This window comes from Mycobacterium sp. 1164985.4 (genome assembly GCF_001668575.1).
In the GTDB taxonomy this organism is placed as follows: domain Bacteria; phylum Actinomycetota; class Actinomycetes; order Mycobacteriales; family Mycobacteriaceae; genus Mycobacterium.
This window is the reverse complement of sequence record NZ_LZMD01000049.1, coordinates 1-24,888: the sequence shown is the minus strand read 5'-3', so window position 1 is coordinate 24,888 and position 24,888 is coordinate 1. Positions and strand designations below refer to the sequence as shown.

Genomic DNA, 24,888 nt, shown 5'->3' with positions numbered 1-24,888 from the left:
GTGGGTGGGCTGGCGCTGTCGGCGCGCTATCTGCAGAAGGGAGGCGTCAGCCCGATGCGCGCGACCACCGCCGTCGCGCTGCAGCAGTCCGTTCAGGTCATCACCCACCTGGGGCTGCTCATCTTCTTTTCCACCGCGGCGGGCGTGTCGGCAGACCTGTCGCGCTTCGTCCCGAACGTGACGCTGTTGTATCTGATCGGCGGGCTGCTGCTCGGGCTGGTCGGCACGTTCCTGTTGGTGCCGAAGCTGCGGCGGTGGTTGGCGACGGCGGTGGTCGCGCGCATCGGGCTGACGCCTCCCTTCTGCAGATAGCGCGCCGACAGCGCCAGCCCACCCACACCGGCGGGCGTCGTCGTCGCGGCGAACTTGTTGGCCACCTGCATGACGACCAGTCCCCACAGGCTGACCAGCCCGTCGGCGCAGGCCCAAAGTGCCGCTGCCGCACCGAGATACGTCAAACTCGACGCGGCAAGGCCCAGCAGTGCCCACCACCAGTTCGCCGTGCGCAGTTCGGTGATGAACGTCGGCACCGAGGACAGGAACGGGTAGGCGACGTAGACCAGCGCGGCCAGCAGCACCAGCTGGATCACCTGGCTGCGGGTGAAGCGCGTGACCGTCTCGGTGCGGATCTCGTCGACGCGGGTTTGGCGCTTCACCTCATCGCGGGCGGCGGAGATGACGGCCTTGGCGCCGGTCACCGAACTGCGGATCCGCAACGGCACCGCGGCCATGGTCAGCCGCCGCGACGCGCTCAGCACCGTGTCCTTGCCGAATGCGTCGATTGCGGCCCGCACCGCCGACTGCGCGTCGTAGAGATGTGTCGTCGTCACCAGCAGCTGGGCGATGTCGCTGCGTAGCTGGGCGTCGGTGGCGCCGTACTCGGCGTTGTCGAAGCCACCGAACAGCACCGCGTCGTCGTCGACGGTGATCTCGCTGCTGCGCAGGTCGCCGTGGGAGATCTGGCAGTCGTGCAGTTCGCGCAGCGACTCCCACACGCGGCTGACGGGCATCGAGTCCACGCACTCGCTGATCGGGGTGCCGCGGGGCGGGGTGTGTGCGTACAGCGTCCAGCCGCGGTCCAGGGCGGCAACGGCGATCGTGGAGGTGTTGGCGATCTTGAGCTCGCCGATCGCGATGGCCATCAGCGCGCGGTGTTCGACGAGGCGGCGCATCGACGCGTGCAGCGGCGCGGTCTCCCGGTCGCGGAACCGCACCTTGCGCCACAGCTGGAGCAGCACACCACCGCCGCGCTGGTGCGGTCCGTACAGCTCCATCACCGCCGTGGCCTGCTGCTGCTCGCAGCTCGCATTGAGCACCAGCGGTCCCGCGCCGGCGGGCCGCAACACTCGTAGACCAGTGACGACGCAACCGCGCCCTGCCATCGCCCGAACGGCGCCGTCGAGCGGTACCTCCAGCCCGGGGGTCCCCACGACGAGCACCACCAGCGCGCCGACGAACCAGCCGGCGGCCAGTCCCACGAGTGAGCGGGCCGGGACGACCGCGCTGACCACCAGGTGGATCGGCACGAACGCCAGCAGCAGCGTCCACCACCAGCGCCGCCAGCGAGCCGGCAGCCACGGACCGGAGACGGTGAGCACCGCGGCGAGCATCGCGATCCAGCGCGGGTCGTCGACGAACTGCGAGGCGAACGTGTCGAGCCGGTCCGACAGGTCGAAGTGCCAGCGCGGTGCGGTCAGCCCGAAACCGCTGATGGACAGTGCGGATCCGGCGATGGCGGCGGCCGCGGCGTAGGCGCCGAGCAGCTTCCATTGGCGCGAGAGGATAAGGCTGACCAGGATGACGAACGGCAGCGCGACGATCGCGACGCCGTAGACGAGGTAGACCAGGTTGGCCTGGGTCGGGGTCAGCACCGCGACGATCTCGGAGATCGAACGTTCGAGCGCCACCCACTCATTGCGGGTGATCACAGATCCGGTGATGACGACCGCGAGGAACAGCGCGGCCAGCACGACGCGGACGATGTCGTTGGTGCGCCGCGTCAACGGTTGCAGCAGGCTGCCCGAGACGGTGATGTCCCGTCCGTCAACGCGCATGTATCAACGATCTTCCCGATCCGGGGCCACGTCGGTAGCGACCCGCCGACAACTTAGCCGTTGACCGGTCGGAAGCGGCTCATTGGCCGATCGGGGACCTCAAGATCAGATCGCGTACTGCCTCGGCTCGTGCTGAACGGAGATCCAGTGTTCGGTGGTGAACTCGTCGACGGCCCAGTGGCCGCCGAACCGGCCGATGCCGGACGCCTTCTCCCCGCCGAACGCGGTGTTGGCGTCGTCGTTGACGGGCGCGTCGTTGACGTGGGTCATGCCGGTGTCGATGCGGCGGGCGAAGCGCACGGCTCGCTCGACGTCGCGGCTGAGCACCGCCGACGACAGCCCGTATTCGGTGGCGTTGGCCAGCCGCAGCGCGTCCTCGTCGCCGTCGGCGCGGATGACGGTCATCACCGGCCCGAACACCTCCTCGCGCGCGGTCGCCACGTCGTTGGAGCCGGTGAGGATGTGCGGGGGCAGGCACTGGCCGGTCGGACCGAAGGGATCGCCGCCGGTCAGAAGGGACGCACCGTCGCCGCGGGCGCGTTCGAGCTTGTCCTGGATGGACTCGAGCTGCGATGTGTTGATGATCGGCCCGAGCTGGGTGTCCGGATCGCGGGGATCGCCGACCTTCAGTTGTTTGGTCCGGTCGACGAAGCGCTCAAGGAACTCGTCGAACACACGAGCGTCGACGATCGTGCGGTTGCCGATCATGCAGATCTGGCCCTGATGGAAGAACGAGCCGAACACCGCCGCACGCACGGCGAGGTCCAGGTCGGCGTCCTCGAGCACGACGATCGGACCGTTGCCGCCGAGTTCGAGTGCGGTGCGCTTGATGCCGGCCTTCGCGGCGATGCCCTCGCCGACGGGCGTGGAGCCGGTGAACGAGACGACGCGCGGTGTCGGATGCTGCACGATCGCGTCGCCGATGTCCGAGCCGGAGCCGACGACCACCGACAGGAGGCCCGGGGGAAGGCCGGCTTCCTCGAGGATTCGCGCGAGCAGCAGGCCGCCGGTGACCGGGGTGTCGCCCGCCGGTTTGAGCACCACCGCGTTGCCGACCGCCAGCGCTGGCGCCACCGAGCGGTTCGACAGCTGCATCGGGAAGTTCCACGGGGAGATCACCGCGACGACGCCGACGGGCTCGCGGTAGATGCGGCTCTCCTTGCCGGGAATGTCCGAGGGCATGATCTTGCCCTCGACGTGGTGGGGCATTGACGCGGCTTCCCACAGCACCGAACGCACCAGGCTCCACTCGAGTTCGGCTTTGGCGACGGTGCCGCCGGACTCGCGGATCAGCCAGTCGGTGATCTCGTCCTTGCGGGCGCCCATCACGTCGGCGGCGTTGCGCATCACCTCCGCGCGGGCCGTGGGCGGTTGTGCGGCCCAATCCCGTTGCACCTCTTGGGCAGTCGCGTAGGCCTCGTCGAGGTCGTCGGCGTCGGCCTGTGGGATCTCGGTCAGCACGTCGCCGGTGTAAGGGTCGGTGTCCTGCTTGGTCGTGCCGGACGATCCGCCGCGCCACCGCGTGCCGATCGGCATGGTGTCGAAATCGGGGTAGGCGCTCATGAGATCTCGATTCCGATCTTGGTGTGCGGGCCGTCGGCCTGGGCCTGCACGGCGATATGGCCCACTCCGGGCGCTTCGAGCACTGCGGGGCGCATGAGTTCCCTTCCGTTTTGGTTCACGAGCGGGCTACCCGGTGCTGACGGTGTTATGCGGGGGATGCGTCACAAGCGATACGCGCTAGCTGTTCCATTTCGCGCGCGCCGCTCGTACGCTATTAGGCATGAGTCCAACAACGACGTCGGCTCTGCCGCCGGGTCCTCGGCTTCCGTCGTTCGCCATCCTTCTGCTGATGATGCGGTGGTGGCCGCAGATGATCGCGCTGTGCCAGCGCCGGTACGGCAACGTGTTCACGCTGACGAATTCCATGGTCGGATCGATGGTGTACCTTGCCGACCCGGCCGACATAAAGACCGTCTTCGCCGGCGACCCGCGGATATACCATGCGGGGGAAGCGAATTCGATGCTGTTGGGGCTGCTGGGAAAGAGTTCCGTGCTGGTCGTCGACGACGAGGTGCACCGCGAACGCCGGCGGTTGATGATGGCGCCGTTCCACCGCGACGCGGTGGCGCGCCAGACAGGTGTGATGGCCGAGATCGCCGCGCAGAACATCGCCGGATGGCCGGTGGGTAGGCCGTTTCCGGTGGCTCCGAAGATGTCGGAGATAACCCTCGAAGTGATTCTGCGGACGGTGATCGGTGCCAGCGACCCCGATCGACTGGCCGCGCTGCGGGAGGTGATGCCGAAGCTGCTGAACATCGGGCCGTGGGCGTCGATTGCGATCGCGAAACCGAAATTTCTGAAATATCGCCCGTGGCAACGGTTGCGGAGCAACATGGTCCACGCCGATGAGCTGTTGTACGCCGAGATCGCAGACCGCCGTGCCGATCCCGATCTCGACTCGCGCACCGATGCGCTGGCGATGCTGGTGCTGGCCGGCGTCGACGACGGTGCCGGGATGAGCGACCGCGAGCTGCGCGACCAAATGATGACACTGCTGGTCGCCGGGCACGACACCACGGCGACCGGGCTGTCCTGGGCCTTGGAGCGGTTGACCCGTCACCCGGATGTGCTGGCGAAAGCGGTGCGCGCGGCCGAATCCGGCGACGACGAGTATCTCGACGCGATCGCCAAGGAGACGTTGCGCAACCGCCCGGTCGTGCCTGACGTCGGTCGAATCCTCACCGAACCGGTCGAGATCGCCGGCCACCGGCTACCCGCGGGCGTCATGGTGGTTCCGAGCATCACGCTCGTGCACGACGACGCCGACATCTATCCCGAACCCGACCGCTTCGACCCGGATCGGATGGTCGGTGCGACGCTGAGCCCGACGACGTGGCTGCCGTTCGGCGGCGGCAATCGGCGCTGTCTCGGTGCGGGATTCGCGATGGTGGAGATGCGGGTGGTGCTGGGCGAGGTGCTGCGCCGCGTCGAGCTGGCGACCACCACCTCCGCCGGTGAGCGGCAGAAGCTCAAGCACGTGATCATGACGCCGCACCGCGGCGCCCGAATCACCGTGTCGGCGACGAAGATTGCCGTGCCGGCGGCGGCGGGTCAAGCTGCATCAAGACCCGCCCCCGCCGACACGTCACCCGCGAATCAGAACTGATCAGGGAACGTCGGTCGCCGGCACGCTGCCGCAACCGACTCCGGGGATGCAGCCGGCCGCACCCTGCGGGCCTGCTGCGCCCGACGTTCCGCCGGGAATCGCACCCGCGGCGCCCTGCGGTCCGGCCGTACCACCCGGTCCGCCCGGAATGGCGCCGGTCGCGCCTTCCGGTCCGGCAGCACCCGCGGGACCGCCGGGGAAGGCGCCAGCAGCGCCCTCGGGTCCGGCCACCCCGGCCGGTCCAGCCGGAACCGCGCCCGCCGCAGCGGGGGCGCCCGGAGGCGGCGGTGTCCACACGCCCGGCGCGGGAGCCGGAGCGGGGGCGGGCGCCGGAGCCGCACAACCCATGCCGCTGGAGTCGACGCAGCCCGAGGGGCCACCGGTCGGAACGAACGACGGCGAAGCAAAGCCAGCAGGCGCGGCTGCGATCGCGGCTGCCGCCGCGCCGGCCACCAAGAGCGGTGAATACTTCCTCAGGTTGGTCAACATGCCGGAGCTTTTACCACCGACGGCACAGCTCAAACATCCGACAACCTCCCCCCGGTGGGCCGGCGACGAGCCGTCAGCGCCGGTTCGTCGTCCCACCGTCGGCGAGGCTGGCGATCTCGCGATCCCACGCCGCATAGCGCATGCGCCGCAGGCAGGGCCGGGCGACGCCGACGAACGTAGCCGCCACCGCCGTCACCGCGAGCCAGAACGACACCGCCGCGACCGAGGCGTCGACCCCGGCGCGCCACCACGGATCCAGCGGCGCTGCCCGCCGACCGTCGGGGTAGACCGAGATCTGGATCGTCTGCCCCGCTTTTACCGGTTGGTCCCAGCGGAAGCGCTCCGCGCGCTGAACACCAGCGAACTGCCAATTAGCTTGTACGACAGACGCATCGGTGCCTCGAAGCGTGGCGCTCGCCGCGGTGACGGTGGCCGTGACGGCCTGCCGGTGCTGCGCTTCGGCGACGTACGCGCGGCCCCGCTCTTCATGGATCGCGGTGGCCATCGCCCCGGCCACCGGTATGGCGATCAGCGAGGCCATCACCGCCATCACCATCACGAGGGTCTCGACGCGGTCGGTCATCCGGACCAGGGGATTGCGACCGATCACCTGGGTCATCCGCCAGTGCCACCATCCGCATTGGACCGTCTGCATGGTGCCTCCCTCGGTCGCCCGAGGAATTGACCGCGCCCGCCCATCCAAACCTGTTCCCGACGTTCCGCGAGCGCCCGTGTTTGCCCACGACACGCCGCGAGACAGCGACATTCCGCGCACGCTCGCGCCCCGCGACCGTGCACACGCTGCTGTCGTCGACCAGCAACCTCTCCCGCCGACCCCAGCCACCAAGCCGAGAACCCGAGCGCGGCAGGCCCGGGGCCGCTCCCTCAGAACGGCCGGGATTATTAAGAGATTCTGGCAAACATGATGTAACTTCAATCGACACACGATGCGGGGTTGGCCGCTGTCGAGGGGTTTATAGAGACGGTGGACGCGACACCATTCGGGCACTACCAGCTGCAGGATCTGATCGGCCGCGGCGGTATGGGCGAGGTCTATCGCGCTTACGACACCAAGACCGACCGCGTCGTCGCGCTCAAGGTGCTGCCGCCCAGCATGGCCGCCGACGAGACCTTCCAGCAGCGGTTCCGGCGTGAATCCCAAGCCGCAGCGGGGCTCAACGACCCGCACGTCGTGCCGATCCACGGTTTCGGCGAGATCGACGGCCGTCTCTACCTCGACATGCGCCTCATCGAGGGTCGCAACCTCGGCACGATCCTCAACGAGGCCGGTAAGAAACCGCTCGACACGACGCTGGCGGTCAAGATCGTCGAGCAGGTGGCGATGGCCCTCGACGCCGCGCATGCCACGGGCCTGATCCACCGCGACATCAAACCGTCGAACATCCTGGTCACCGAACACCACTTCGTGTACCTCATCGACTTCGGGCTGGCGCGTAGCGCGGGCGACAAGGGGCTCACCACCGCGGGCAGCACCCTGGGCACGATGGCGTACATGGCCCCCGAGCGCTTCGAGGGCAAACCGGTCGACCAGACCGCCGACATCTACGCGCTGGCCTGCGTGCTCTATGAATGCCTGACCGGCGTGCGGCCCTATCCCGCCGACAGCCTCGAGCAGCAGATCGCCGGCCACATGAATAAGGACGTACCGAAGCCCTCGGCGGTCGATCCGCGGTTGGCTGCCTTCGATGAAGTCATCGCCAAAGGCATGGCCAAGTCACCTGCCAAGCGCTACCAGACGGCCGGCGACCTTGCCGCCACCGCCCGGCGGGCGCTCAACGCGCCGGTGCGCACCGCGGGCAGTGGCAAGCACCAGGCGCGACGGGTGCCGGCACGCGAGAGGCGGGTGCCGCGCAGGGCGTTGGCGGTGGCCGCCGCCGTGGTGCTGCTCGCGGCGCTGGGCACGTTCGGCGTGCTGCAGTGGCGAGGTGGCCAGGACGGCAGCGCGAAACCGGCCGGCATCGAGGAGACGACGACGCCGCCGATCGCCACCGACGGCGCGGTGGAGTCGATCGCGGCGACGGTGCCCGAGGAGATCCGGTCGACGGGCAAGCTCGTCATCGGCGTCAACACCCCTTATGCGCCAAACGAATTCAAAGATGCCGAGGGTCAGATCGTCGGCTTCGATGTGGATCTGATGAACGCGATCGCGCGGACGCTGGGCCTGGTCCCCGAATACCGCGAAACCGCTTTCGAGGCGATCCTTCCGTCGGTGCGCGCCGGCGACTTCAACGTCGGCATGTCGTCGGTGACCGACACCAAGGAACGCGAGGAGTCGGTCGACTTCGTCACCTATTTCCAGGCGGGCACGCTGTGGGCGCAGCGCGCCGGTTCCGAGATCACTCCCGCCGACGCATGCGGCCTTCGCATCGGAGTGGCCTACGCGACGCTTCAGGAGACCGAGGAGATTCCGGACAAGAGCGAGGACTGCGTCGCCGCCGGATCGGCCCCGATCGACAAGGTCGTCTACGTGACGCAGGACGACCTGACGAAGGCGCTGATCAATGGCGAGGTCGACGCCATGGCCACCGACTCGCCGGTCGCCGGATTCGCGATCAAAACCTCCGGCGGCGTGCTGGAGGCCGCAGGAGACGTATTCAACTCGGCGCCGTACGGCTGGCCGGTGTCCAAGGGGTCCGGGCTGGCCGAGTCGCTGCGCCAGGCGTTGGCGCACCTGATCTCCACCGGCGAGTACCGCACGATCGCGGTGATGTGGGGCGTCGAGAAGGGCATGATCTCGACCCCGCAGATCAACGGCGCGACCCGCTGACCGTCACCGGCCGAAGCGCTACGTGTAGCCTGGAGCCAGACCGTCTCCGGTTAGCAGCCATCTCTCGACATGATGGAACTGCGAATTTGATACCGCGCGCCCCTTTCGACTCGGCCGCTGCGGAACGTAACGAAGGACTTGCTCTATGCAGTCGAACGACCTGTTCTCACACCCTCAGGAGCCTGAGTTCGTCTCGAACCACGACCGCTCCACCGAACCCGTCACCAATCCTGTGTTCTCCGACCGCCCCGATCGCGGTTCGTCCAACCCGTCGTCGTGAACGGCCTGACGGGCACGCGTCGGCTGGCCCGGCCGGTCCGCCTCGTGCTCGCATCGCGGCTCGGCTCCGATATCGACGGCGCCTGGTGGCCCCACACGGGCTCGGTGGCCGGTGAACTGCCCGAGCTGATCGAAACCCTGCACAAGACGCTCGGTGAGGTCATCGACATCCGGGTGAACTGGGCCGCCACCGACGGCACGCTGGACTACAACTCGATCCTGTCGAGCACTCGAACCAAGAATGTCGGACCCCGCCGCGCGCATCGTCTGATGGTCGTCGTGGGACGCTCAGCGTCGGCGAAACTCCTTGTGATACCGCATATGACGACACCCGCGCTCGGCGCGATGGTCATGCGGTGCGCCGTCGGCAGGCCGGGCGGCGGTTCGCCGGAATGCCACCAGTGGCTCGAAGCAGCCGGCACCGTCATCCGCGACGCGCAGTCCGACAGCGCGGCGTGGGCCGCCCGCGTATAGGCCTCAGCGCACGACGATCGTGTGCTCACCCCGTGGCAAGAGTTCGCCGATCACGGGCGCCCCCGGTATCTCCCCGGCGACCAGCAGCCCGCCCGACGTCTGCGCATCCGCCAGCAGCAGCGCCTCGTCCTCGTCGACCGCGGCCAGGTCGACGTGCGGGCTGACCCATTCGAGATTGCGCCGTGTCCCGCCGCTGACATAGCCCTGCGCCAACGCATCTCGCGCACCGTCTATGTACGGCACCGCCGCACTGTCGATCACCGCGGTCACGCCGCTGGCGCGGGCCAACTTGTGCAGATGTCCGAGCAACCCGAAACCCGTTACGTCGGTGGCACATTCGGCGCCGGAATCGACGGCGGCCCGTGCGGCGTCGGCGTTCAGCGTCGTCATCACCGCGATCGCCTCCGGAAACCGCTCACCCGTGTTCTTGTGCCGGCTGTTGAGCACCCCGATGCCCAGCGGCTTCGTCAACGACAACGGAATCCCGGGTTTGCCTGCGTCGTTGCGCAGCAACCGATTCGGATCGGCGATACCGGTGACGGCCAGCCCGTACTTCGGCTCGGGGTCGTCGACGCTGTGCCCGCCAGCCAGGTGACAACCCGCGGCCCCGCAGACGTCCAGCCCGCCCCGCAACACCTCGCCGACCAACTCGAACGGCAGCACCTCACGCGGCCAACCCAGCAGATTCAGCGCGACCACCGGCCGCCCGCCCATCGCGTACACGTCCGACAGCGCGTTGGTCGCCGCGATCCGGCCCCAGTCGTACGGGTCGTCGACGACCGGGGTGAAGAAGTCCGTCGTCGCGATCAACGCCACGTTCCCGTCGATGCGCACCGCGGCTGCGTCGTCGCCGTCGTCGAGGCCCACCAGCAGTTCACCGACCGGATCGCGCGGCGCCGCGCCCGTCAGGCCACGCACCGCGTCCTCGAGTTCACCGGGCGGGATCTTGCACGCGCAGCCGCCGCCGTGCGCGTACTGGGTCAGTCGGTAGGTCATCTGCTCCGTCACAGCCTCCATGCTGCCTGGCATGATCGTGCGGTGGGTCAGGGAGGCGTATCCGGTCTGGTGACCGGCGCGGTCTTCAAAATCGCTGAGCGGCAGATCCTGTCGCTGGCGGGTTCGATTCCCGTCCGCCTCCGCCACCTTCGCGGCTGATCAGCCGTCCCACACCACGAGCCCGTCGTCGCGGACTCGTGCCCCCTCCGACGGCGTGTGCGGTACGAGACGGCCGTCGTGCATGAGATGAGCGACCGGCACCGAGAATCGCAGCACCGCCACGTCGGCGACGATCCGCCGGTGACAGCGCCACCACACCGACTCGCTGCACATCATCGCGGTGTGCCGGTCCCGTGACTGCTCCACCAGCTCGCCCAGCGCGTCTCCGAACTCGTCGGTGCGCGTGTACGCGGCGTACGCGGCGAACTGCTTGACGCGCCACCACGGGTCCTCGGGTTCGGCGCCGGCGGGCAGACTGCGCCGTCCGCCCAGCCGCTGCTCCCAGCGGTAGGCCAGCCCTGCGTCGGTGGCCCACTCGGTGATCGCGGCGGTCGCCACGTCGGGGTTGTGCCGGCTGTTCGGGTAGCGACGGATGTCGACGAGCGCCTCGACCTCGGCCCCGCCCAGCAGTCGGACGAGCTCCGACCTGTCGAGCGCACCGTGGCCCACCGACGTCAACACACCACCGTGTGTACCCGATCGACGCCGTTGCGCCATGATGACTGCATGCGACCGTCGCAGTGCGCATACAAATCACAGGGGTGCCGGTGACCGATCCACGACGACGGGTGCCGCGCACCGACGCGCTGCTCGCCGACCCGCGCCTGGCCGAAGCGGCGCGAGTGCTGGGCCGGACGCTGGTGAAAACCGTTGTGGGACAGTCGCAGCAGCGCGCGCGCGCCGGTGAGATCGAACCGGAGCGCGTGGCCGACGACGCGGTCGCCTCGCTGCCGACGAGCGCGGCGACGCTGCGGCCGGTCATCAACGCCACCGGAGTCGTCGTGCACACCAACCTGGGGCGGGCGCCGTTGTCGCGGGCCGCGGTCGACGCGGTCGTCACGGCCAGCGGCGCCACCGACGTGGAATTCGACCTCGAGACCGGCCGGCGGGCCCGGCGCGGCCGCGGTGCGCTCGCCGCGCTGACCCGGGCCGTCCCGACCGCCGGAGGCGTGCACGTCGTCAACAACAACGCCGCCGCGCTGCTGCTCACCGCGATGACGCTGGCGCCCGGCAAGGAGATCGTCATCAGCCGCGGCGAGCTGATCGAGATCGGCGACGGCTTCCGGTTGCCCGAACTCATGGAGTCGACCGGCTCGCGCATCCGCGAGGTCGGCACCACCAACCGCACGCATCTGCGCGACTACGCCGACGCGCTCGGGCCCGGCACCGGCTTCATCCTCAAGGTGCACCCGTCGAACTACTCGGTCAGCGGGTTCACCTCGACGGTCGAGGTGTCCGAACTCGCCACGCTCGACGTCCCCCTCGTCGCCGACATCGGCTCCGGCCTGCTCACCCCGCACCCGCTGCTGCCTGGCGAGCCCGACGCGACGACGATGCTGCGCGACGGCGCCGATCTCGTCACCGCCAGCGGTGACAAGCTGCTCGGCGGTCCTCAGGCGGGCCTGCTGTTCGGCGCGACCGAGCTGATCGAGCGGCTCCGGCGCCATCCCGCGGCGCGGGCGCTGCGGGTTGACAAGCTGACCCTTGCCGCGCTGGAGGCCACGCTGGTCGGCCCGGCGCCGCCGGTCATGCAGGCGCTCGACGCCGACGTCGCCGATCTGCAGGCCCGCGCGCAGAAGCTGGCCGCCCAGCTGCCGGATGCCGAGGCCGTCGAGTGCACCGCCGCCGTTGGCGGTGGGGGCGCACCGGAGGTGACGTTGCCCAGCGCTGCGATCAGCCTGCCGGAGTCCTACGCCGCGCCGCTGCGCACCGGTACGCCCGCGGTGGTCGGGCGGCTGGAGGGCGGCCGATGCCTGCTTGACCTTCGGACGGTGGCCCCTGACGACGACGGCCTGCTCGCCCAGGCGGTGCTGGCGTGTACGTCGTAGCGACCGCGGGCCACGTCGACCACGGCAAGTCCACGCTCGTCGAACGCCTCACCGGCATGTGGCCCGACCGGCTGGCCGAGGAGCAGCGTCGCGGCCTGACCATCGACCTCGGCTTCGCATGGACGACGCTGGATGGCCGCGAGGTTGCGTTCGTCGACGTGCCGGGCCACGAACGGTTCGTCGCGAACATGCTGGCCGGATGTGGGCCGATGCCCCAGGAAAGCCCAGTGATGTTCGTCGTCGCGGCGACCGAGGGCTGGATGCCGCAGTCCGACGAACACCTCGACGCACTGCGCGCGCTCGGGGTGCGGCACCTGCTGGTCGTGGTCAGCAAGGCCGATATCGCCGACCCTGCGGCTACTCTTGAGCAGATCCGCGAACGGATCCCGGACGCGCCGGTGGTGCTCGGGACCGACCTGGAAGCCGTTCGCGCTGCGGTGATTTCGCTTGTCGACAGGCTGCCTGCGCCCTCCCCGGATGCCGATGTGAGGTTGTGGGTGGACCGGTCGTTCACCGTCCGGGGGGCGGGCACCGTGGTGACGGGGACGCTGGCGGCGGGCACGCTGCGCGTCGGCGACGAGCTCGAACACGGCGGTCGGCGGGTCACGATCCGGGGTCTGCAGTCGCTGGGGCGCGAGCGTACGGAGGTCGCTGCTGTTGCGCGGGTGGCGGTCAACCTGCGCGGCGTCGACCGCCAGCAGATCGGTCGCGGAGACACCATCCGTACGCCGGGTGCGTGGCTGGACACCACCGAAATCGACGTCCTGCTAAGGAAATCCGGTGAACTACACCGACAACTGGTGCTGCACATCGGATCGGCGGCGGTGCCGGTGCACGTGCGACCGCTCGGCGCGAAAGGCGCACGACTTCGATTGGCGCGTCCCCTGCCGCTGCGGATCGGCGACATCGGGCTGCTGCGTGACCCCGGCGAACATCGCATCGCGGCCGGTGTCGAGGTACTCGATGTGCGGCCGCCGGCGCTGCGGCGTCGCGGGGCGGCCCGCGAGCGCGGCGACGAGTTGGCGACAGGACGCGTCCGCCCGCCACCATGCGCGCGCGTAACCGAACTGCGCGCCATGGGTTTTGACGCCGACGGCACACGCGTCGGCGAGTGGGTGGTCGACGACGAGTGGTGGGATCAGCGCCGTCGACAGATGATTGCGGCGCTCGACGTCTGGACGGCCGGACACGACGTCGCGGCCGGGATGTCTCTGGAGGCCCTCCGGCAACAGGCCGGCCTTCCCGCAGCGGAGCTTCTGCTCGCGCTATTGGACGGCACCGGGCTCCAGGTGGTCGACGGTGTCGTGCGACGACCGGACGCCGAGTTGCCCGCGCGCGTCGACAAGGCCGTGCGCACGGTCGAGGAGTGGTTAGCGACCGAGCCCTTTCGCGCACCGGAGGCCGACGAACTGACCGACTTGAACCTGGGCCCACGCGAACTCGCGGCGGCGATCCGCTCCGGCCGGCTCACCCGGATCGCCGACGGCGTGGTCCTCGGGCCCCATGCCGTTGACCGCGCCGCGAAGATACTTGCGACGCTGCCGCAACCGTTCACCGTCGCCGAGGCCAAGCGCGCGCTCAACACCACCCGACGGGTCGCGGTGCCGTTGCTCGAACACCTCGACGCGCGGAAGGTCACCCGACGCGCCGCGGACGGCACCCGCACGCTGCTCTGACACCTCTCCCGCGAGCGTTTGGTCCGCGGATGTCCGGGTACGCCGCGCGGGTACGGAAGGAGCGACCATGGGCGACATCAAGACAGGCAACATCGTCGACGACATCATCGCCGACCACCGCGAATTCGAAAGCGTCTTCACCGAGATCGAATCCGCGGGCGACCCGCACAGCCAGCCCGAACTGGTCGAGCACGTGATCGCCGGGATCGTCAGGCACGCGGTCGCCGAGGAGGAGTACGTCTATCCGGCGGCACGAGAGACGGTGCCCGACGGCGACGAGATGGTCAGCCACGAGATCGAAGAGCACTCCGAGGCCGAAGAGATCATGAAGGAGATCGAGAAGGTCGGCGCCGAGGACCCCAAGTACGACGAACTCGTGCGCAAGCTGATCGCCGACATCCGCCACCACATCGAGGACGAGGAGAACGATCTGTTGTCCAAGATGCGGATCGCGGCGACGGCGGATCAGCTTCGTGACCTCAGCGAGAAGTTCCACCGCGCCAAGAAGATGGCACCGACGCGCCCGCACCCGATGGCGCCGGATCACCCGCCGGCCAACCGAATCCTGGCACCGGGCGCCGGCCTCGTCGACCGGCTGCGCGATGCGTTGTCGGGCCGGAACTAACCGGCAGTCCGCACCAGCTCCACGACCGGGATCACCCGCGACGTCTGCCGCTGGTACTCGGCGAACTGCGGCTGCAATTGGCTCTGCTTGGCGTAGATCTCGTCGCGCTCCTCACCGGTCAGCACCCGCGCCGTCGCGGCAAACGTTTCGGTTCATCTCCTCGAAATCCACGCTCACAAGCCTAAATCGCTCAGGTCGGGATGGTCGGCCGGTCGCGGGCCGGACCGGTCCCAGTGATACAGCCGCTGCTCCTCGCTGATCGGCACATCGTTGATGCTGGCGTGACGCGTCATCATCAATCCGTCGGCGGCGAACTCCCAGTTCTCGTTTCCGTACGCGCGGAACCATCGCCCCTCAGCATCGTGGTATTCGTACGCGAACCGGACGGCGATGCGGTCGTCGCCGTAGGCCCAGAGCTCCTTGATCAGCCGATACTCGAGCTCCTGGCGCCACTTGCCGGTCAGGAACTCGATGATCTGCTCGCGGCCCTTGATGAATGTCGATCGGTTGCGCCACCAACTGTCCGGCGTGTATCCCAGCGCTACACGCTCCGGATCGCGCGTGTTCCAGTTGTCCTCCGCGGCACGAACTTTGGCGACAGCCGTGTCGTGGGTGAACGGCGGCACCAATGGTGAACTCATCGCAGGTCCTTCCCGAAGCCCGTCGAGCGTACGGTTTCTTCCACCCTGTGCAGGGGCTTTACGTACAGAACCGTACGCTCGCGCCTTAATTCAGCGCTCCGATTTGATCACCTGCGCCAGGCTGAACTGCCATCGCTCGACCAGTCGGAAGCCCATGTCGTGGCTGACCGCGAAGGCACGTGTGCCGCCGAAGAGTGGTCCCGGGGGAATCGCCACGCCCTCTTCGTGTTCCGGGGCGTTCGGATCAGCCTGCGTGATGATCCAGACGACGGCGCAGTGTTCGAGCGGCCCCACCGACGCCTCCGGGATCAGGTTGGTGTCGAACACGTTGCGACGGTCGACGGCGCGCTGCCACAGGCTGACGTCGACCAGGCCGAGGTAGGCGTCGGGACGCGCCGCCATCAGCGGCCGCATCGGCGCCGGGTGGAAGGTGACGGTGTCGTTGACCAACAGGCAGTCACCCGCAGCGGCCTTGGCGCTGATCAGGTCGGCCACCTGGCTGTAGTCCATGTCGTACTTCGCGTACGGGCCGCGTTGCACCGCAATGAAAGTGGGCGCCGCGACGAGCGCGAACACCACCACGACGACCGCGGCAGCCCACGCCCGACGCGCCACCACCATGATGCAGACGCCCAGCAGCAACGCCATCGCGGGCGCGGTGAAGCACAGATACCGCGGCGTGTAGAGCGGTTCGCGTACAGCCGAGTACGCGACGATCAACGCCGTCGGGATCACCAGCCAGGCGACCGCCAGCACGGCCGCTTCGCGTTCTCCGGCGCTCGGTCGCCTGGCGAAGACCCACACCGCGAGAGCCGCCAGCACCACCACCGCCGCCAACGCCGCAAAGTACGGACTGCGGTCGAAATACTGTTGGACGGCAACGTCTTCGAACGTGCGCGTGCCGATCGGCGTGATCCAGCTGATCTGCTGCGCCTGCCCTGCGACAACTGTGGCGAACGGAGCCATCACCGCGACGCCCACGCCCGCGGCGATCGCAAACGGCGGCAACACCGCGCGTCGCCGCCGGAAGGCCAACATGAACACAGCGTGTGCGGGAACCAGGAGCGCCAGGTAGACGTCGAACAGAATCGACATGGCCAACACAGCGCCGTATCCCATCCATGCCCAACGTGATTCGCGCCCGGACGCCCACACCAGCACCACGGTCAGCCCCACCGCGAGCACCATCGTCAGCGCATACGGCCGCGCCTCGATACCCGCCCACGTCGCCCGGGGCAGGATCGCGCACACGACGCCGGCCGTCAGCCCGACACCGCGCGACGACAACTGCCGCCCCAGCACCACGACACCCGCCGCGGCCACGCCCACGGCCAGACCGCTGGGCACCCGCGACCAGAACTCCGTCGGCGGCGCGACGGTGAACCAGCCGTGCATCAGCACGTAGTACAGGCCGTGCACGGCGTCGACGTCGCCGAGCATCTGCCACAGCGCGTCCAGCGGCCGGCTGTAGGACGCCGAGATCGTTGCGGCCTCGTCGTACCAGAACGACGGGCGTCCGGCGCCCGCGAGGCTCACCGCAGCGCCGAGGATGCCGACAAGCAGCGGTCCCAGCCACGCGGACCGCCCGCGGTCTACCAGACGCGGATCCAGTCGACGAGCATGACCGACGGATAGGGCGCCCGACGCGGGTCGCCGCCACCCGAACCACCGACCGCCAGGTTGAAGATCGCCTGCAACCAGTAGCCGGGGATCCCGAACGGCCATCGCAGGTCGTCGGGCCGGCCGTGGACCGGAATCGGCTTGGCCGGAACGGTGAAGTACGGCTTGGCGCCGTCGGTGTAGTCACGCCAGAAGCGGAACCCGTCTTCGCTCCACTCGGTGCGCCAGGTGTGCCATGCGGGATCCACCAACTGCGGAATCGACATGCCCTCCCAGGTCTTGCCGTTCGAGGCGGCGTGGACGGTGGTTCCGGGCGGCCACGACTCGTTGCCGTAGTACTCGACGATGTCGATCTCACCGTCGGGTAGCGGATCCTGGTTCAGCAGCCAGTACGCCGGCCAGAGACCGGGGTGCATGCAATCGAGCTTGATGCGCGCTTCCCACGTCGTGCCGATCTGGCCGCGGAAGTGGCTGAGCACCTTGCCGCTGAAGTACCGGTCGCCTTCCTGGGTGGCGCACAGCACGAGGTTGGAGTTGCCGTCGACGAACACATTGCGGCGGTCGTCGCGGTAAACCCCCACTACCGGGGGCCATACGTCGTCCTGCCAGCTCTGGACCAGCCACTTCGACGGGTCGGGCGCCGAACCGGCCGGACCATCGAATTCGTCCTGGAAGAGGTAGCCGCCGGAAGCCGCATCGGGCGGCGGCTGCGCCGGTGCCGGCTGCTGCGGCGAGGCGTTCACCAGCGGCGCGGGAAGGGCCGCGCCGAGCGCGGCGACTCCGGTCATCATCATCAGGGTGCGACGGTCGATTTCGGCCACAGCAGCACCTTAGAGGGTGCGACCCTTGATCACGTCGGGTTCCGACCACCGTGGTGTCAACGGCGGTCATCCGGCGGCGCCGCATGATCGCAGCAAACCGTCCCTGACGAGGCGCAACGCCGACATAAGTCCGCTTCGTGGCAACAGACCCGCGGACACGGTTTGATGAGAGTCGCGTCGGGTAAGGGAGGCACCGTGGACATCAAAGGGTTGTTCCAGTCGTGGCCGGTGTACCGGCAGCTCACGGGTGAGGACCGGCTGGGGCGCGGCCAAGCCGCCCAGTCCAAGCGCTCGTCGACGCTGACGCCGCGCACCACCGAGGCCGACCGGGTCGCGCACTCCGTGTGCCCGTACTGCGCGGTCGGCTGCGCGCAGAAGGTCTATGTCAAGGACGAGAAGGTCATTCAGATCGAGGGCAACCCCGACAGCCCTATCTCGCGAGGCCGCCTGTGTCCCAAGGGATCTGCGAGCAAGCAGCTCGTCACCGGCCCGCAGCGGCTGACCAAGGTGCGCTACCGACCGCCGTACGCCACCGAGTGGCAGGAACTTGATCTCGACACCGCGATGGACATGGTCGCCGACCGGGTCCTCGACGCGCGGGAGAAGGGCTGGCAGCAGTTCGACGCGGACCGCAACACGCTGCGCCGCACCATGGGCATCGCGAGTCTGGGCGGCGCGACGCTGGACAATGAAGAGAACTACCTGATCAAAAAGCTTTTCACCGCCTTGGGCGCCCTACAGATCGAGAACCAGGCGCGTATTTGACACAGCGCCACGGTTCCCGGTCTGGGAGCCTCCTTCGGTCGCGGCGGGGCGACGGATTATCAGCAAGACCTCGCCAATGCGGACTTCATCGTGATCATGGGCTCGAACATGGCCGAGGCCCATCCGGTCGGCTTCCAGTGGGTGGTCGAGGCCAAGGCGCGCGGAGCCAAGGTCGTGCACATCGACCCGCGGTTCACCCGCACCAGCGCATTGGCCGACCGGCATCTCACGCTGCGGGCCGGCAGTGACACCGCATTCCTCGGCGGCGTCATCAACTACATCCTGAGCAACGACCTCGACTTCCGCGAGTACGTCACCGCCTACACCAACGCCGCGTTCATCGTCGACGAGAGGTTCCAGGACGCCGAGGACCTCGACGGCCTGTTCTCCGGCTACGACGACGAAACCGCCTCCTACGACCCGTCGACTTGGCAGTACGAACGCACCGACCAGGAAAGCGGCGGCTCCGAGGCCAAAGAGCACGCGGCGGCCGACGAAAGTGGTTCCGGCGGACCGCCGGTCGAGGGAGGGGCGGGCCAGATCCCGAGCGACCCGACACTCCAGCATCCACGCTGCGTCTTCCAGATCCTCAAGCGGCATTACGCCCGCTACACACCGGACATGGTCGAACGGGTATGCGGTGTGTCGGCGTCGGACTTCCTCGACATCGCCCGGGCGTGGACGGAGAACTCCGGACGCGAGCGCACCGCCGCCCTGGTCTACAGCGTCGGGTGGACCCAGCACACGATGGGCGCGCAGTTCATCCGCGCCGGCGCGATCATCCAACTGCTCCTCGGCAACATCGGCCGCCCCGGGGGAGGCGTGTTCGCGTTGCGCGGGCATGCCAGCATCCAGGGTTCGACCGACGTGCCGACGCTGTTCAACCTGCTGCCCGGTTACCTCGCGATGCCGCATGCCGGCCAGGAGACGCTGGCCGACTACCTCGACGACATCAAGAGCCACAACCAGAAAGGCTTCTGGCACAACGCCGATGCCTACATGGTGTCGCTACTCAAGGAGTACTGGGGCGAACACGCGACAGCCGATAACGACTTCTGCTTCGACTACATGCCCCGCATCAACGGCGACCACGGCACCTACCGCACGGTGATGGACATGGTCGACGGCAAGGTGTTCGGCTACTTCCTGCTCGGCCAGAACCCGGCGGTCGGGTCCGCACACGGACGGTTGCAACGCCTCGGCATGGCGAACCTCGACTGGTTGGTGGTGCGCGACCTCGTCGAGATCGAGAGCGCGACGTTCTGGAAGTCGGCCCCCGAGATCGAAACCGGGGAGATCAGCCCGCAGACGTGTCGCACCGAGGTGTTTCTGTTCCCCGCCGCCTCGCATGTCGAGAAGTCGGGCACGTTCACCCAGACCCAGCGCAAGCTGCAGTGGCGCGAGCAAGCGGTGGAGCCGCCCGGCGACGCCCGCTCCGAGCTGTGGTTCTTCTACCACCTCGGCCGGATCCTGCGCGAAAAGCTCTCCGGCTCAACGGATGAACGCGATCGCCCGCTGCTGGACCTGTCGTGGGACTACCGGATGGACGGTGACGAGCCGTCGGCCGAGGATGTGCTGCGGCGTATCAGCGGCGTGGATCTGACCACGGGCCGCGCCGTCGACAACTACCTGTCGCTGAAGGCCGACGGGTCCACGATGTGCGGCTGCTGGATCTACAGCGGCGTATACGCCGACGAGGTCAACCAGGCGGCGCGACGTGAGCCGCATGACGACGCCCAGTGGGGCTGGGTGTGGCCGATGAACCGGCGCGTGCTCTACAACCGTGCCTCGGCCGATCCGCAGGGCAGGCCGTGGAGCGAGCGCAAGAAGCTCGTCTGGTGGGACGCCGACAAGCAGGAGTGGACCGGCTACGACGTCCCCGACTTCGAGAAGACCAAACCGCCGGACTACGAACCGCCCTCGGACGCAGTCGGTATCGAGGCGCTGCGCGGCGACGACGCGTTCGTCATGCAGGCCGACGGCAAGGCCTGGTTGTTCGCCCCCAACGGTGTGCTCGACGGCCCGCTGCCGACGCACTACGAACCGCACGAGTCGCCGATGGCCAACGCGTTCTACAAACAGCAGGGCAATCCGGCGCGCAAGGTGTACGGGCGCGCGGACAACCCCTCCAACCCGTCGCCGCCGGAGTTGCACGGCGAGGTGTTCCCGTTCATCTTCACCGCGGCCCGGTTGACCGAACATCACACCGCGGGCGGCATGAGCCGTCAGCTTCCGTACCTCAGCGAGCTGCAACCGGGGCTGTTCGTCGAGGTGTCGCCGGCGCTGGCCGCCGAACGCGGTCTGACGCATATGGATTGGGCGCATGTGGTGACCAGCCGGTCGGCGGTCGACGCGCGGGTGTTCGTGACTGACCGGATGCGGCCGCTGCGCATCGAGGACCGGGTGGTCCACCAGGTGTGGATGCCGTACCACTGGGGCAACGTCGGGCTGATCGACGGTGACGTCGTCAACGACCTGCTCGGGGTCGTGGCCGATCCGAACGTGTTCATCCAGGAAAGCAAGGTCGCGACGTGCGACATCCAGCCGGGACGCCGGCCCAGGGGGGCGGCGCTGCTGCAGTACATCGCGATGTACCGCGAGCGGGCGCGCATCACCCCCGAGACGGGTACCAACCTGGACACGACCGAGGCGTCGGCCGATCACACGGAGGAGGCGCCATGAGCAGCAACAGTTTCTACGGTCCGCTCGACGATGTGGCCGCCGATGCGGGATACGGCGAACACCCACCGCGGATGGGCTTTTTCACCGACACCTCGGTGTGCATCGGCTGCAAGGCGTGCGAGGTCGCGTGCAAGGAGTGGAACGAGGTCCCCGACGATGGGTTCAACCTGTTGGGAACGTCGTTCGACAACACCGGTGAGCTGGGCGCGAACTCGTGGCGGCATGTGGCGTTCATCGAGCAGCCCTCACACGAACGCGTCGACCTCGGCATGCCGGGCTTCGAGCGGCCGGGTGACACGATGAGCGCCGAGACCCGTCAGGATTTTCGCTGGTTGATGAGCAGCGACGTCTGCAAACACTGCACCCATGCCGGCTGCCTCGACGTGTGCCCCACGGGTGCGCTGTTCCGCACTGAGTTCGCGACTGTCGTTGTGCAGCAGGACATCTGCAACGGCTGCGGTTACTGCGTGTCGGGATGTCCGTACGGGGTGATCGAGCGGCGCGAGGGTGATGGCCGCGCGTGGAAGTGCACGCTGTGCTACGACCGCCTGCGCGACGGGCTCGAACCGGCCTGCGCGAAGGCGTGTCCGACGGATTCCATCCAGTTCGGCGTGCTCGACGAACTGCGTGAACGAGCCGCGCTGCGCGTCAGCGAGTTACACGAACGCGGTATCACCCAGGCGCGGCTGTACGGCGAGGACCCGAACGACGGTGTCGGCGGTGACGGTGCGTTCTTTCTTCTGCTCGACGAGCCGGAGGTGTACGGGCTACCGCCCGATCCGGTGGTGCCGACCCGCGATGCCGGGGCGATGTGGCGCTATGCGGGCATGGCGGCCTCGGCGATGATCGGCATCGCGATGTCGTCGTTCTTGGGGAGGCGACGCTGATGCCCCGCGAACAACTCAACGTGCCGAAGGCCGAGTTCCGTTCCTACTACGGCAAGCAGATCCTCAAGAGCCCGGTGTGGAACTGGATGATCGCGGCGTACCTGTTCTGTGGCGGGCTGTCCGCGGGATCGGCGATGCTGGCGGCCGGGGCCGACCTGACAGGACGCACAAAGCTGCGCAAGGTGACTCGAATCGGTTCGCTGGTGAGCATTTTGGCAAGCCTGTATTTCCTGATCGCCGACCTCGGCCGGCCGGAGCGGTTCCACCACATGCTGCGGGTGGCTAAGCCGAGCTCGCCGATGAGCATGGGCACCTGGATCCTCTCCGCGTACGGCCCGGGGTCGGGTGTGATCGCGGTGGCGGAGCTGATGCCGCCGCGACTGCGGCGCACGGCATTGGGCCGGCTGGTCGACTGGGTGGCGCGACCGGCCGGGCTGTGGGCGGCGGGTACGGCGCCCGGGGTGGCGTCGTACACGGCAGTTTTGTTGTCGCAGACGGCGGTTCCCGCATGGCGGGAGGCGCACCCGTATCTGCCGTTCGTGTTCACGGGTTCGGCGGCGGCCAGCGGTGCCGGGCTCGGGATGATGCTGGCGCCCTACGGCGAGAGCGGTCCGGCCCGACGGATGGCGGTTCTGGGCGCGGGTATGGAAGTCGCGGCGTCGCGGACGATGGAGCGGCGGCTGGGCGTCGAGGGCGAGGCGTACACGACCGGACGACCACATCGGCTGCGCCAGCTGTCGGAGGTGCTGACAGTCGGCGGAGCCGTCGGCGCGGCGCTCGGGCGCAACCGTGCGACGATGGTCGCGTCCGGGGCGGCGCTGCTCGTCGGCAGCGCACTGCAGCGGTTCGGCGTGTTCGAAGCCGGCGTGGCGTCGACGCAGGACCCCAAGTACGTCGTGGTCCCGCAACGCAAGCGCCTCAACTCTTCCCGCCGAGATTCTTCCCCGCGAGCAGACGCATACCTGCCCGAAAACGCGTGAAAATGGGCGAGTTCGCGCCTGCTCGCGGATAGGGTGGCCCGGGCAACAGGCTCGGTGGGAGGTTGACGATGGCCACGACAACCCAAGCGGAACCGCCGCGGTCGACGGCCGCGGAAACCCGGCGGGCGATCTGGAACACGATCCGCGGCTCGTTGGGCAACCTCGTCGAGTGGTACGACGTCTACATCTACACGGTGTTCGCCTCGTATTTCGAAGGCCAGTTCTTCGCCGAATCCGAGAAGAACTCGACGGTGTACGTGTACGCGATCTTCGCGGTGACGTTCGTGATGCGGCCGGTCGGCTCGTGGTTCTTCGGACGCTTCGCCGACCGGCGGGGCCGGCGCGCCGCGCTGACGGTCAGCGTGTCGCTGATGGCGTTGTGTTCCATGGTGATCGCGCTGGTGCCGTCGCAGGCGACGATCGGGATGGCGGCGCCGATCGTGCTGGTCCTCGCGCGCCTGGTGCAGGGGTTCGCGACCGGTGGGGAGTACGGGACCTCGGCGACATACATGTCGGAGGCGGCGACCCGCGAGCGCCGCGGCTTCTTCTCGTCGTTCCAGTACGTGACGCTTGTCGGCGGTCACGTGCTGGCGCAGTTCACGCTGTTGGTGCTCGACGCGTTCCTCGACGAGGACCAGTTGCACGATTTCGGCTGGCGCATCGGCTTCGCGATCGGCGGTGTCGCGGCGGTCGTGGTGTTCTGGCTGCGGCGCACGATGGATGAATCGCTCAGCGAGGACGTCATCGAGGCGACGAAGTCCGGCGAAGACAAGGATGCCGGGTCGATGCGCGAGCTGTTCACCCGCTACTGGAAGCCGCTGCTCATCTGCTTCTTGATCACGATGGGCGGCACCGTCGCGTTCTACACCTACAGCGTCAACGCGCCCGCGATCGTGAAGACGGCGTACAAGGGCGAGGGGATGACGGGCACCTGGATCAACCTGATCGGGCTCATCTTCCTGATGTTGCTGCAGCCGGTCGGCGGGATGATCAGCGATAAGGTCGGGCGCAAACCGCTGCTGCTGTGGTTCGGCTTCGGCGGTTTGGTCTACACCTACATCCTGATCACTTATCTGCCCGAAACCCGTTCTCCGCTCACATCTTTCCTACTGGTCGCCGTCGGCTACATCATCCTCACGGGCTACACCTCGATCAATGCGTTGGTCAAGTCGGAGCTGTTCCCGGCGCACGTGCGGGCGCTCGGCGTGGGCGTGGGCTACGCGCTGGCGAACTCGATGTTCGGTGGCACGGCGCCGCTGATCTACCAGGCGCTCAAGGCGCGCGATCAGGTGCCGCTGTTCATCGGCTACGTGACGGTGTGCATCGCAATCTCGCTTCTGGTGTACACATTCGCCCTGAAGAACAAGTCGGAGACGTTCCTGGACTGCGAGCGCGGTTCCGCGTTCGTGCGCTAAGCCGGAGCGCCGAAAACGGTTTGGAGAGCGGTCTTGTCGCCTTCGACCTCGATCAGCTCGTCGATGTCGGAGCCGGGCACCTTTGGGGACAAGGAACTGGGGCGTTGGCAGGAGACATTCGCCAATCACGAACCGTTGTCGTCAACGGCGCGGGCCACTTCGTCCAATCGGACGCTCCGGACCGATTCGCCGACGCGATCCGCCACTGGCGCGCGAAGAATCGCTAGTCCGTGCTCACGGTTGTTTTGACCTAGCCAGAGACAAGTCGTCGAACTTACGACTGCCGTTGCGAATCTCTCTGAGGCCGGGCTTATTGCCGCTAGTTGGTGTTCGGTGGTGGTTGGGGTTCGAAGGGCTGGTACCACCACCATTCGGCGTGTTCGCCGAGGGGTCCGGGGCAGGGTGGGACGCACGCTCATCACATCCGGCACGGGGGGGGGGGCGGGCCCACCGAACTGGACAACCTGGTGCTGGTCTGC

Annotated in this window: 20 protein-coding genes, 1 tRNA gene and 3 pseudogenes; 13 read left to right on the top strand and 11 right to left on the bottom strand. The window is 68.2% G+C overall.

The features are described 5' to 3' along the window. Positions 1 to 260: 260 nt before the first annotated feature. Both A5650_RS08100 and A5650_RS08095 read right to left on the bottom strand, forming a co-directional pair. Positions 261 to 2,054: pseudogene (locus A5650_RS08100) on the bottom strand (BUD32 family EKC/KEOPS complex subunit); the annotation flags it as partial. Positions 2,055 to 2,159: 105 nt separating this feature from the next. Further along, positions 2,160 to 3,617, bottom strand: coding sequence for an aldehyde dehydrogenase family protein (locus tag A5650_RS08095; RefSeq protein WP_067288703.1), 1,458 nt, complete (start codon positions 3,615 to 3,617; stop codon positions 2,160 to 2,162). A gap of 220 nt (positions 3,618 to 3,837) precedes the next feature. Between A5650_RS08095 and A5650_RS08090 the strand changes: the two genes are divergently transcribed. Continuing rightward, positions 3,838 to 5,223, top strand: coding sequence for a cytochrome P450 (locus A5650_RS08090; protein ID WP_067288699.1), 1,386 nt, complete (start codon positions 3,838 to 3,840; stop codon positions 5,221 to 5,223). Here A5650_RS08090 and A5650_RS26320 read toward each other — a convergent pair whose 3' ends face one another. Further along, positions 5,224 to 5,712 carry a hypothetical protein gene (locus tag A5650_RS26320; RefSeq protein ID WP_082950656.1) on the bottom strand — a complete coding sequence of 163 codons (489 nt, stop codon included), beginning with the start codon at positions 5,710 to 5,712 and terminating at the stop codon, positions 5,224 to 5,226. A gap of 73 nt (positions 5,713 to 5,785) precedes the next feature. Further along, entirely contained in the window at positions 5,786 to 6,367 is a 582-nt protein-coding gene (locus tag A5650_RS08085) for an Rv1733c family protein (protein WP_067288696.1), read from the bottom strand. 330 nt (positions 6,368 to 6,697) lie between these two features. Between A5650_RS08085 and stpK7 the strand changes: the two genes are divergently transcribed. From stpK7 to A5650_RS08075, 3 genes are all read left to right on the top strand, one after another. After that, positions 6,698 to 8,500 carry a serine/threonine protein kinase StpK7 gene (gene stpK7, locus A5650_RS08080; RefSeq protein WP_067288693.1) on the top strand — a complete coding sequence of 601 codons (1,803 nt, stop codon included), beginning with the start codon at positions 6,698 to 6,700 and terminating at the stop codon, positions 8,498 to 8,500. Positions 8,501 to 8,645: 145 nt separating this feature from the next. After that, entirely contained in the window at positions 8,646 to 8,780 is a 135-nt protein-coding gene (locus A5650_RS27505; protein ID WP_286144614.1) for a hypothetical protein, read from the top strand. Continuing rightward, positions 8,777 to 9,253 carry a DUF5994 family protein gene (locus tag A5650_RS08075; protein ID WP_067288690.1) on the top strand — a complete coding sequence of 159 codons (477 nt, stop codon included), beginning with the start codon at positions 8,777 to 8,779 and terminating at the stop codon, positions 9,251 to 9,253. The genes A5650_RS27505 and A5650_RS08075 overlap by 4 nt, the downstream gene beginning before the upstream one ends. 3 nt (positions 9,254 to 9,256) lie before the next feature. Here the strand turns inward: A5650_RS08075 and selD are convergent, their stop codons facing one another. Continuing rightward, positions 9,257 to 10,249, bottom strand: coding sequence for a selenide, water dikinase SelD (gene selD / locus A5650_RS08070; RefSeq protein WP_067288719.1), 993 nt, complete (start codon positions 10,247 to 10,249; stop codon positions 9,257 to 9,259). Positions 10,250 to 10,300: 51 nt separating this feature from the next. On the opposite strand from selD, the gene A5650_RS08065 reads away from it, so the two are divergent. Continuing rightward, positions 10,301 to 10,395 (top strand) — tRNA-Sec (locus A5650_RS08065). A gap of 13 nt (positions 10,396 to 10,408) precedes the next feature. Here the strand turns inward: A5650_RS08065 and A5650_RS08060 are convergent. After that, complete coding sequence (locus A5650_RS08060; protein ID WP_067288686.1) at positions 10,409 to 10,930, bottom strand: DUF488 domain-containing protein; 522 nt, start codon at positions 10,928 to 10,930, stop codon at positions 10,409 to 10,411. Between the two features lie 86 nt (positions 10,931 to 11,016). Between A5650_RS08060 and selA the strand changes: the two genes are divergently transcribed. The 3 genes from selA to A5650_RS08045 all read left to right on the top strand — a co-directional run bounded on the left by selA (position 11,017) and on the right by A5650_RS08045 (position 14,598). Then, entirely contained in the window at positions 11,017 to 12,297 is a 1,281-nt protein-coding gene (selA, locus tag A5650_RS08055) for an L-seryl-tRNA(Sec) selenium transferase (protein ID WP_067288716.1), read from the top strand. Continuing rightward, positions 12,285 to 13,973, top strand: coding sequence for a selenocysteine-specific translation elongation factor (locus A5650_RS08050; protein ID WP_067288683.1), 1,689 nt, complete (start codon positions 12,285 to 12,287; stop codon positions 13,971 to 13,973). The genes selA and A5650_RS08050 overlap by 13 nt, the downstream gene beginning before the upstream one ends. A gap of 67 nt (positions 13,974 to 14,040) precedes the next feature. Continuing rightward, positions 14,041 to 14,598, top strand: a complete 558-nt coding sequence (locus tag A5650_RS08045) for a hemerythrin domain-containing protein (protein WP_067288679.1) — start codon at positions 14,041 to 14,043, stop codon at positions 14,596 to 14,598. Here the strand turns inward: A5650_RS08045 and A5650_RS08040 are convergent. The 4 genes and pseudogenes from A5650_RS08040 to A5650_RS08025 form a co-directional block, all read right to left on the bottom strand. Then, positions 14,595 to 14,750: pseudogene (locus A5650_RS08040) on the bottom strand (nitroreductase/quinone reductase family protein); the annotation flags it as partial. The gene A5650_RS08045 and the pseudogene A5650_RS08040 overlap by 4 nt on opposite strands. Positions 14,751 to 14,771: 21 nt before the next feature. Further along, positions 14,772 to 15,239, bottom strand: coding sequence for a nuclear transport factor 2 family protein (locus A5650_RS08035; RefSeq protein ID WP_067288676.1), 468 nt, complete (start codon positions 15,237 to 15,239; stop codon positions 14,772 to 14,774). A 90-nt stretch (positions 15,240 to 15,329) separates the two neighbouring features. Next, a complete protein-coding gene (locus A5650_RS08030; protein ID WP_067288712.1) occupies positions 15,330 to 16,838 on the bottom strand; it encodes a glycosyltransferase family 39 protein in 1,509 nt (502 codons plus the stop codon). Then, complete coding sequence (locus tag A5650_RS08025) at positions 16,832 to 17,671, bottom strand: glycoside hydrolase family 16 protein (RefSeq protein ID WP_067288709.1); 840 nt, start codon at positions 17,669 to 17,671, stop codon at positions 16,832 to 16,834. The genes A5650_RS08030 and A5650_RS08025 overlap by 7 nt, the downstream gene beginning before the upstream one ends. A 174-nt stretch (positions 17,672 to 17,845) precedes the next feature. Between A5650_RS08025 and fdh the strand changes: the two genes are divergently transcribed. The 4 genes from fdh to A5650_RS08000 all read left to right on the top strand — a co-directional run bounded on the left by fdh (position 17,846) and on the right by A5650_RS08000 (position 24,409). Beyond that, positions 17,846 to 21,127, top strand: a complete 3,282-nt coding sequence (gene fdh / locus A5650_RS08015) for a formate dehydrogenase (RefSeq protein ID WP_156744043.1) — start codon at positions 17,846 to 17,848, stop codon at positions 21,125 to 21,127. Then, positions 21,124 to 22,014, top strand: coding sequence for a 4Fe-4S dicluster domain-containing protein (locus tag A5650_RS08010; RefSeq protein ID WP_067288670.1), 891 nt, complete (start codon positions 21,124 to 21,126; stop codon positions 22,012 to 22,014). The genes fdh and A5650_RS08010 overlap by 4 nt, the downstream gene beginning before the upstream one ends. After that, complete coding sequence (gene nrfD, locus A5650_RS08005) at positions 22,014 to 22,994, top strand: NrfD/PsrC family molybdoenzyme membrane anchor subunit (RefSeq protein ID WP_067288665.1); 981 nt, start codon at positions 22,014 to 22,016, stop codon at positions 22,992 to 22,994. The genes A5650_RS08010 and nrfD overlap by 1 nt, the downstream gene beginning before the upstream one ends. A 68-nt stretch (positions 22,995 to 23,062) precedes the next feature. Beyond that, positions 23,063 to 24,409 carry an MFS transporter gene (locus A5650_RS08000; protein ID WP_067288661.1) on the top strand — a complete coding sequence of 449 codons (1,347 nt, stop codon included), beginning with the start codon at positions 23,063 to 23,065 and terminating at the stop codon, positions 24,407 to 24,409. A 319-nt stretch (positions 24,410 to 24,728) separates the two neighbouring features. On the opposite strand, the pseudogene A5650_RS27665 reads toward A5650_RS08000, so the two are convergent. Continuing rightward, a pseudogene (locus tag A5650_RS27665) lies at positions 24,729 to 24,818 on the bottom strand (hypothetical protein); the annotation flags it as partial. Between the two features lie 13 nt (positions 24,819 to 24,831). Between A5650_RS27665 and A5650_RS27660 the strand changes: the two are divergent. Next, positions 24,832 to 24,888 (top strand): hypothetical protein (locus A5650_RS27660; RefSeq protein WP_502687054.1); only part of this gene is annotated, 57 nt, incomplete at its 3' end.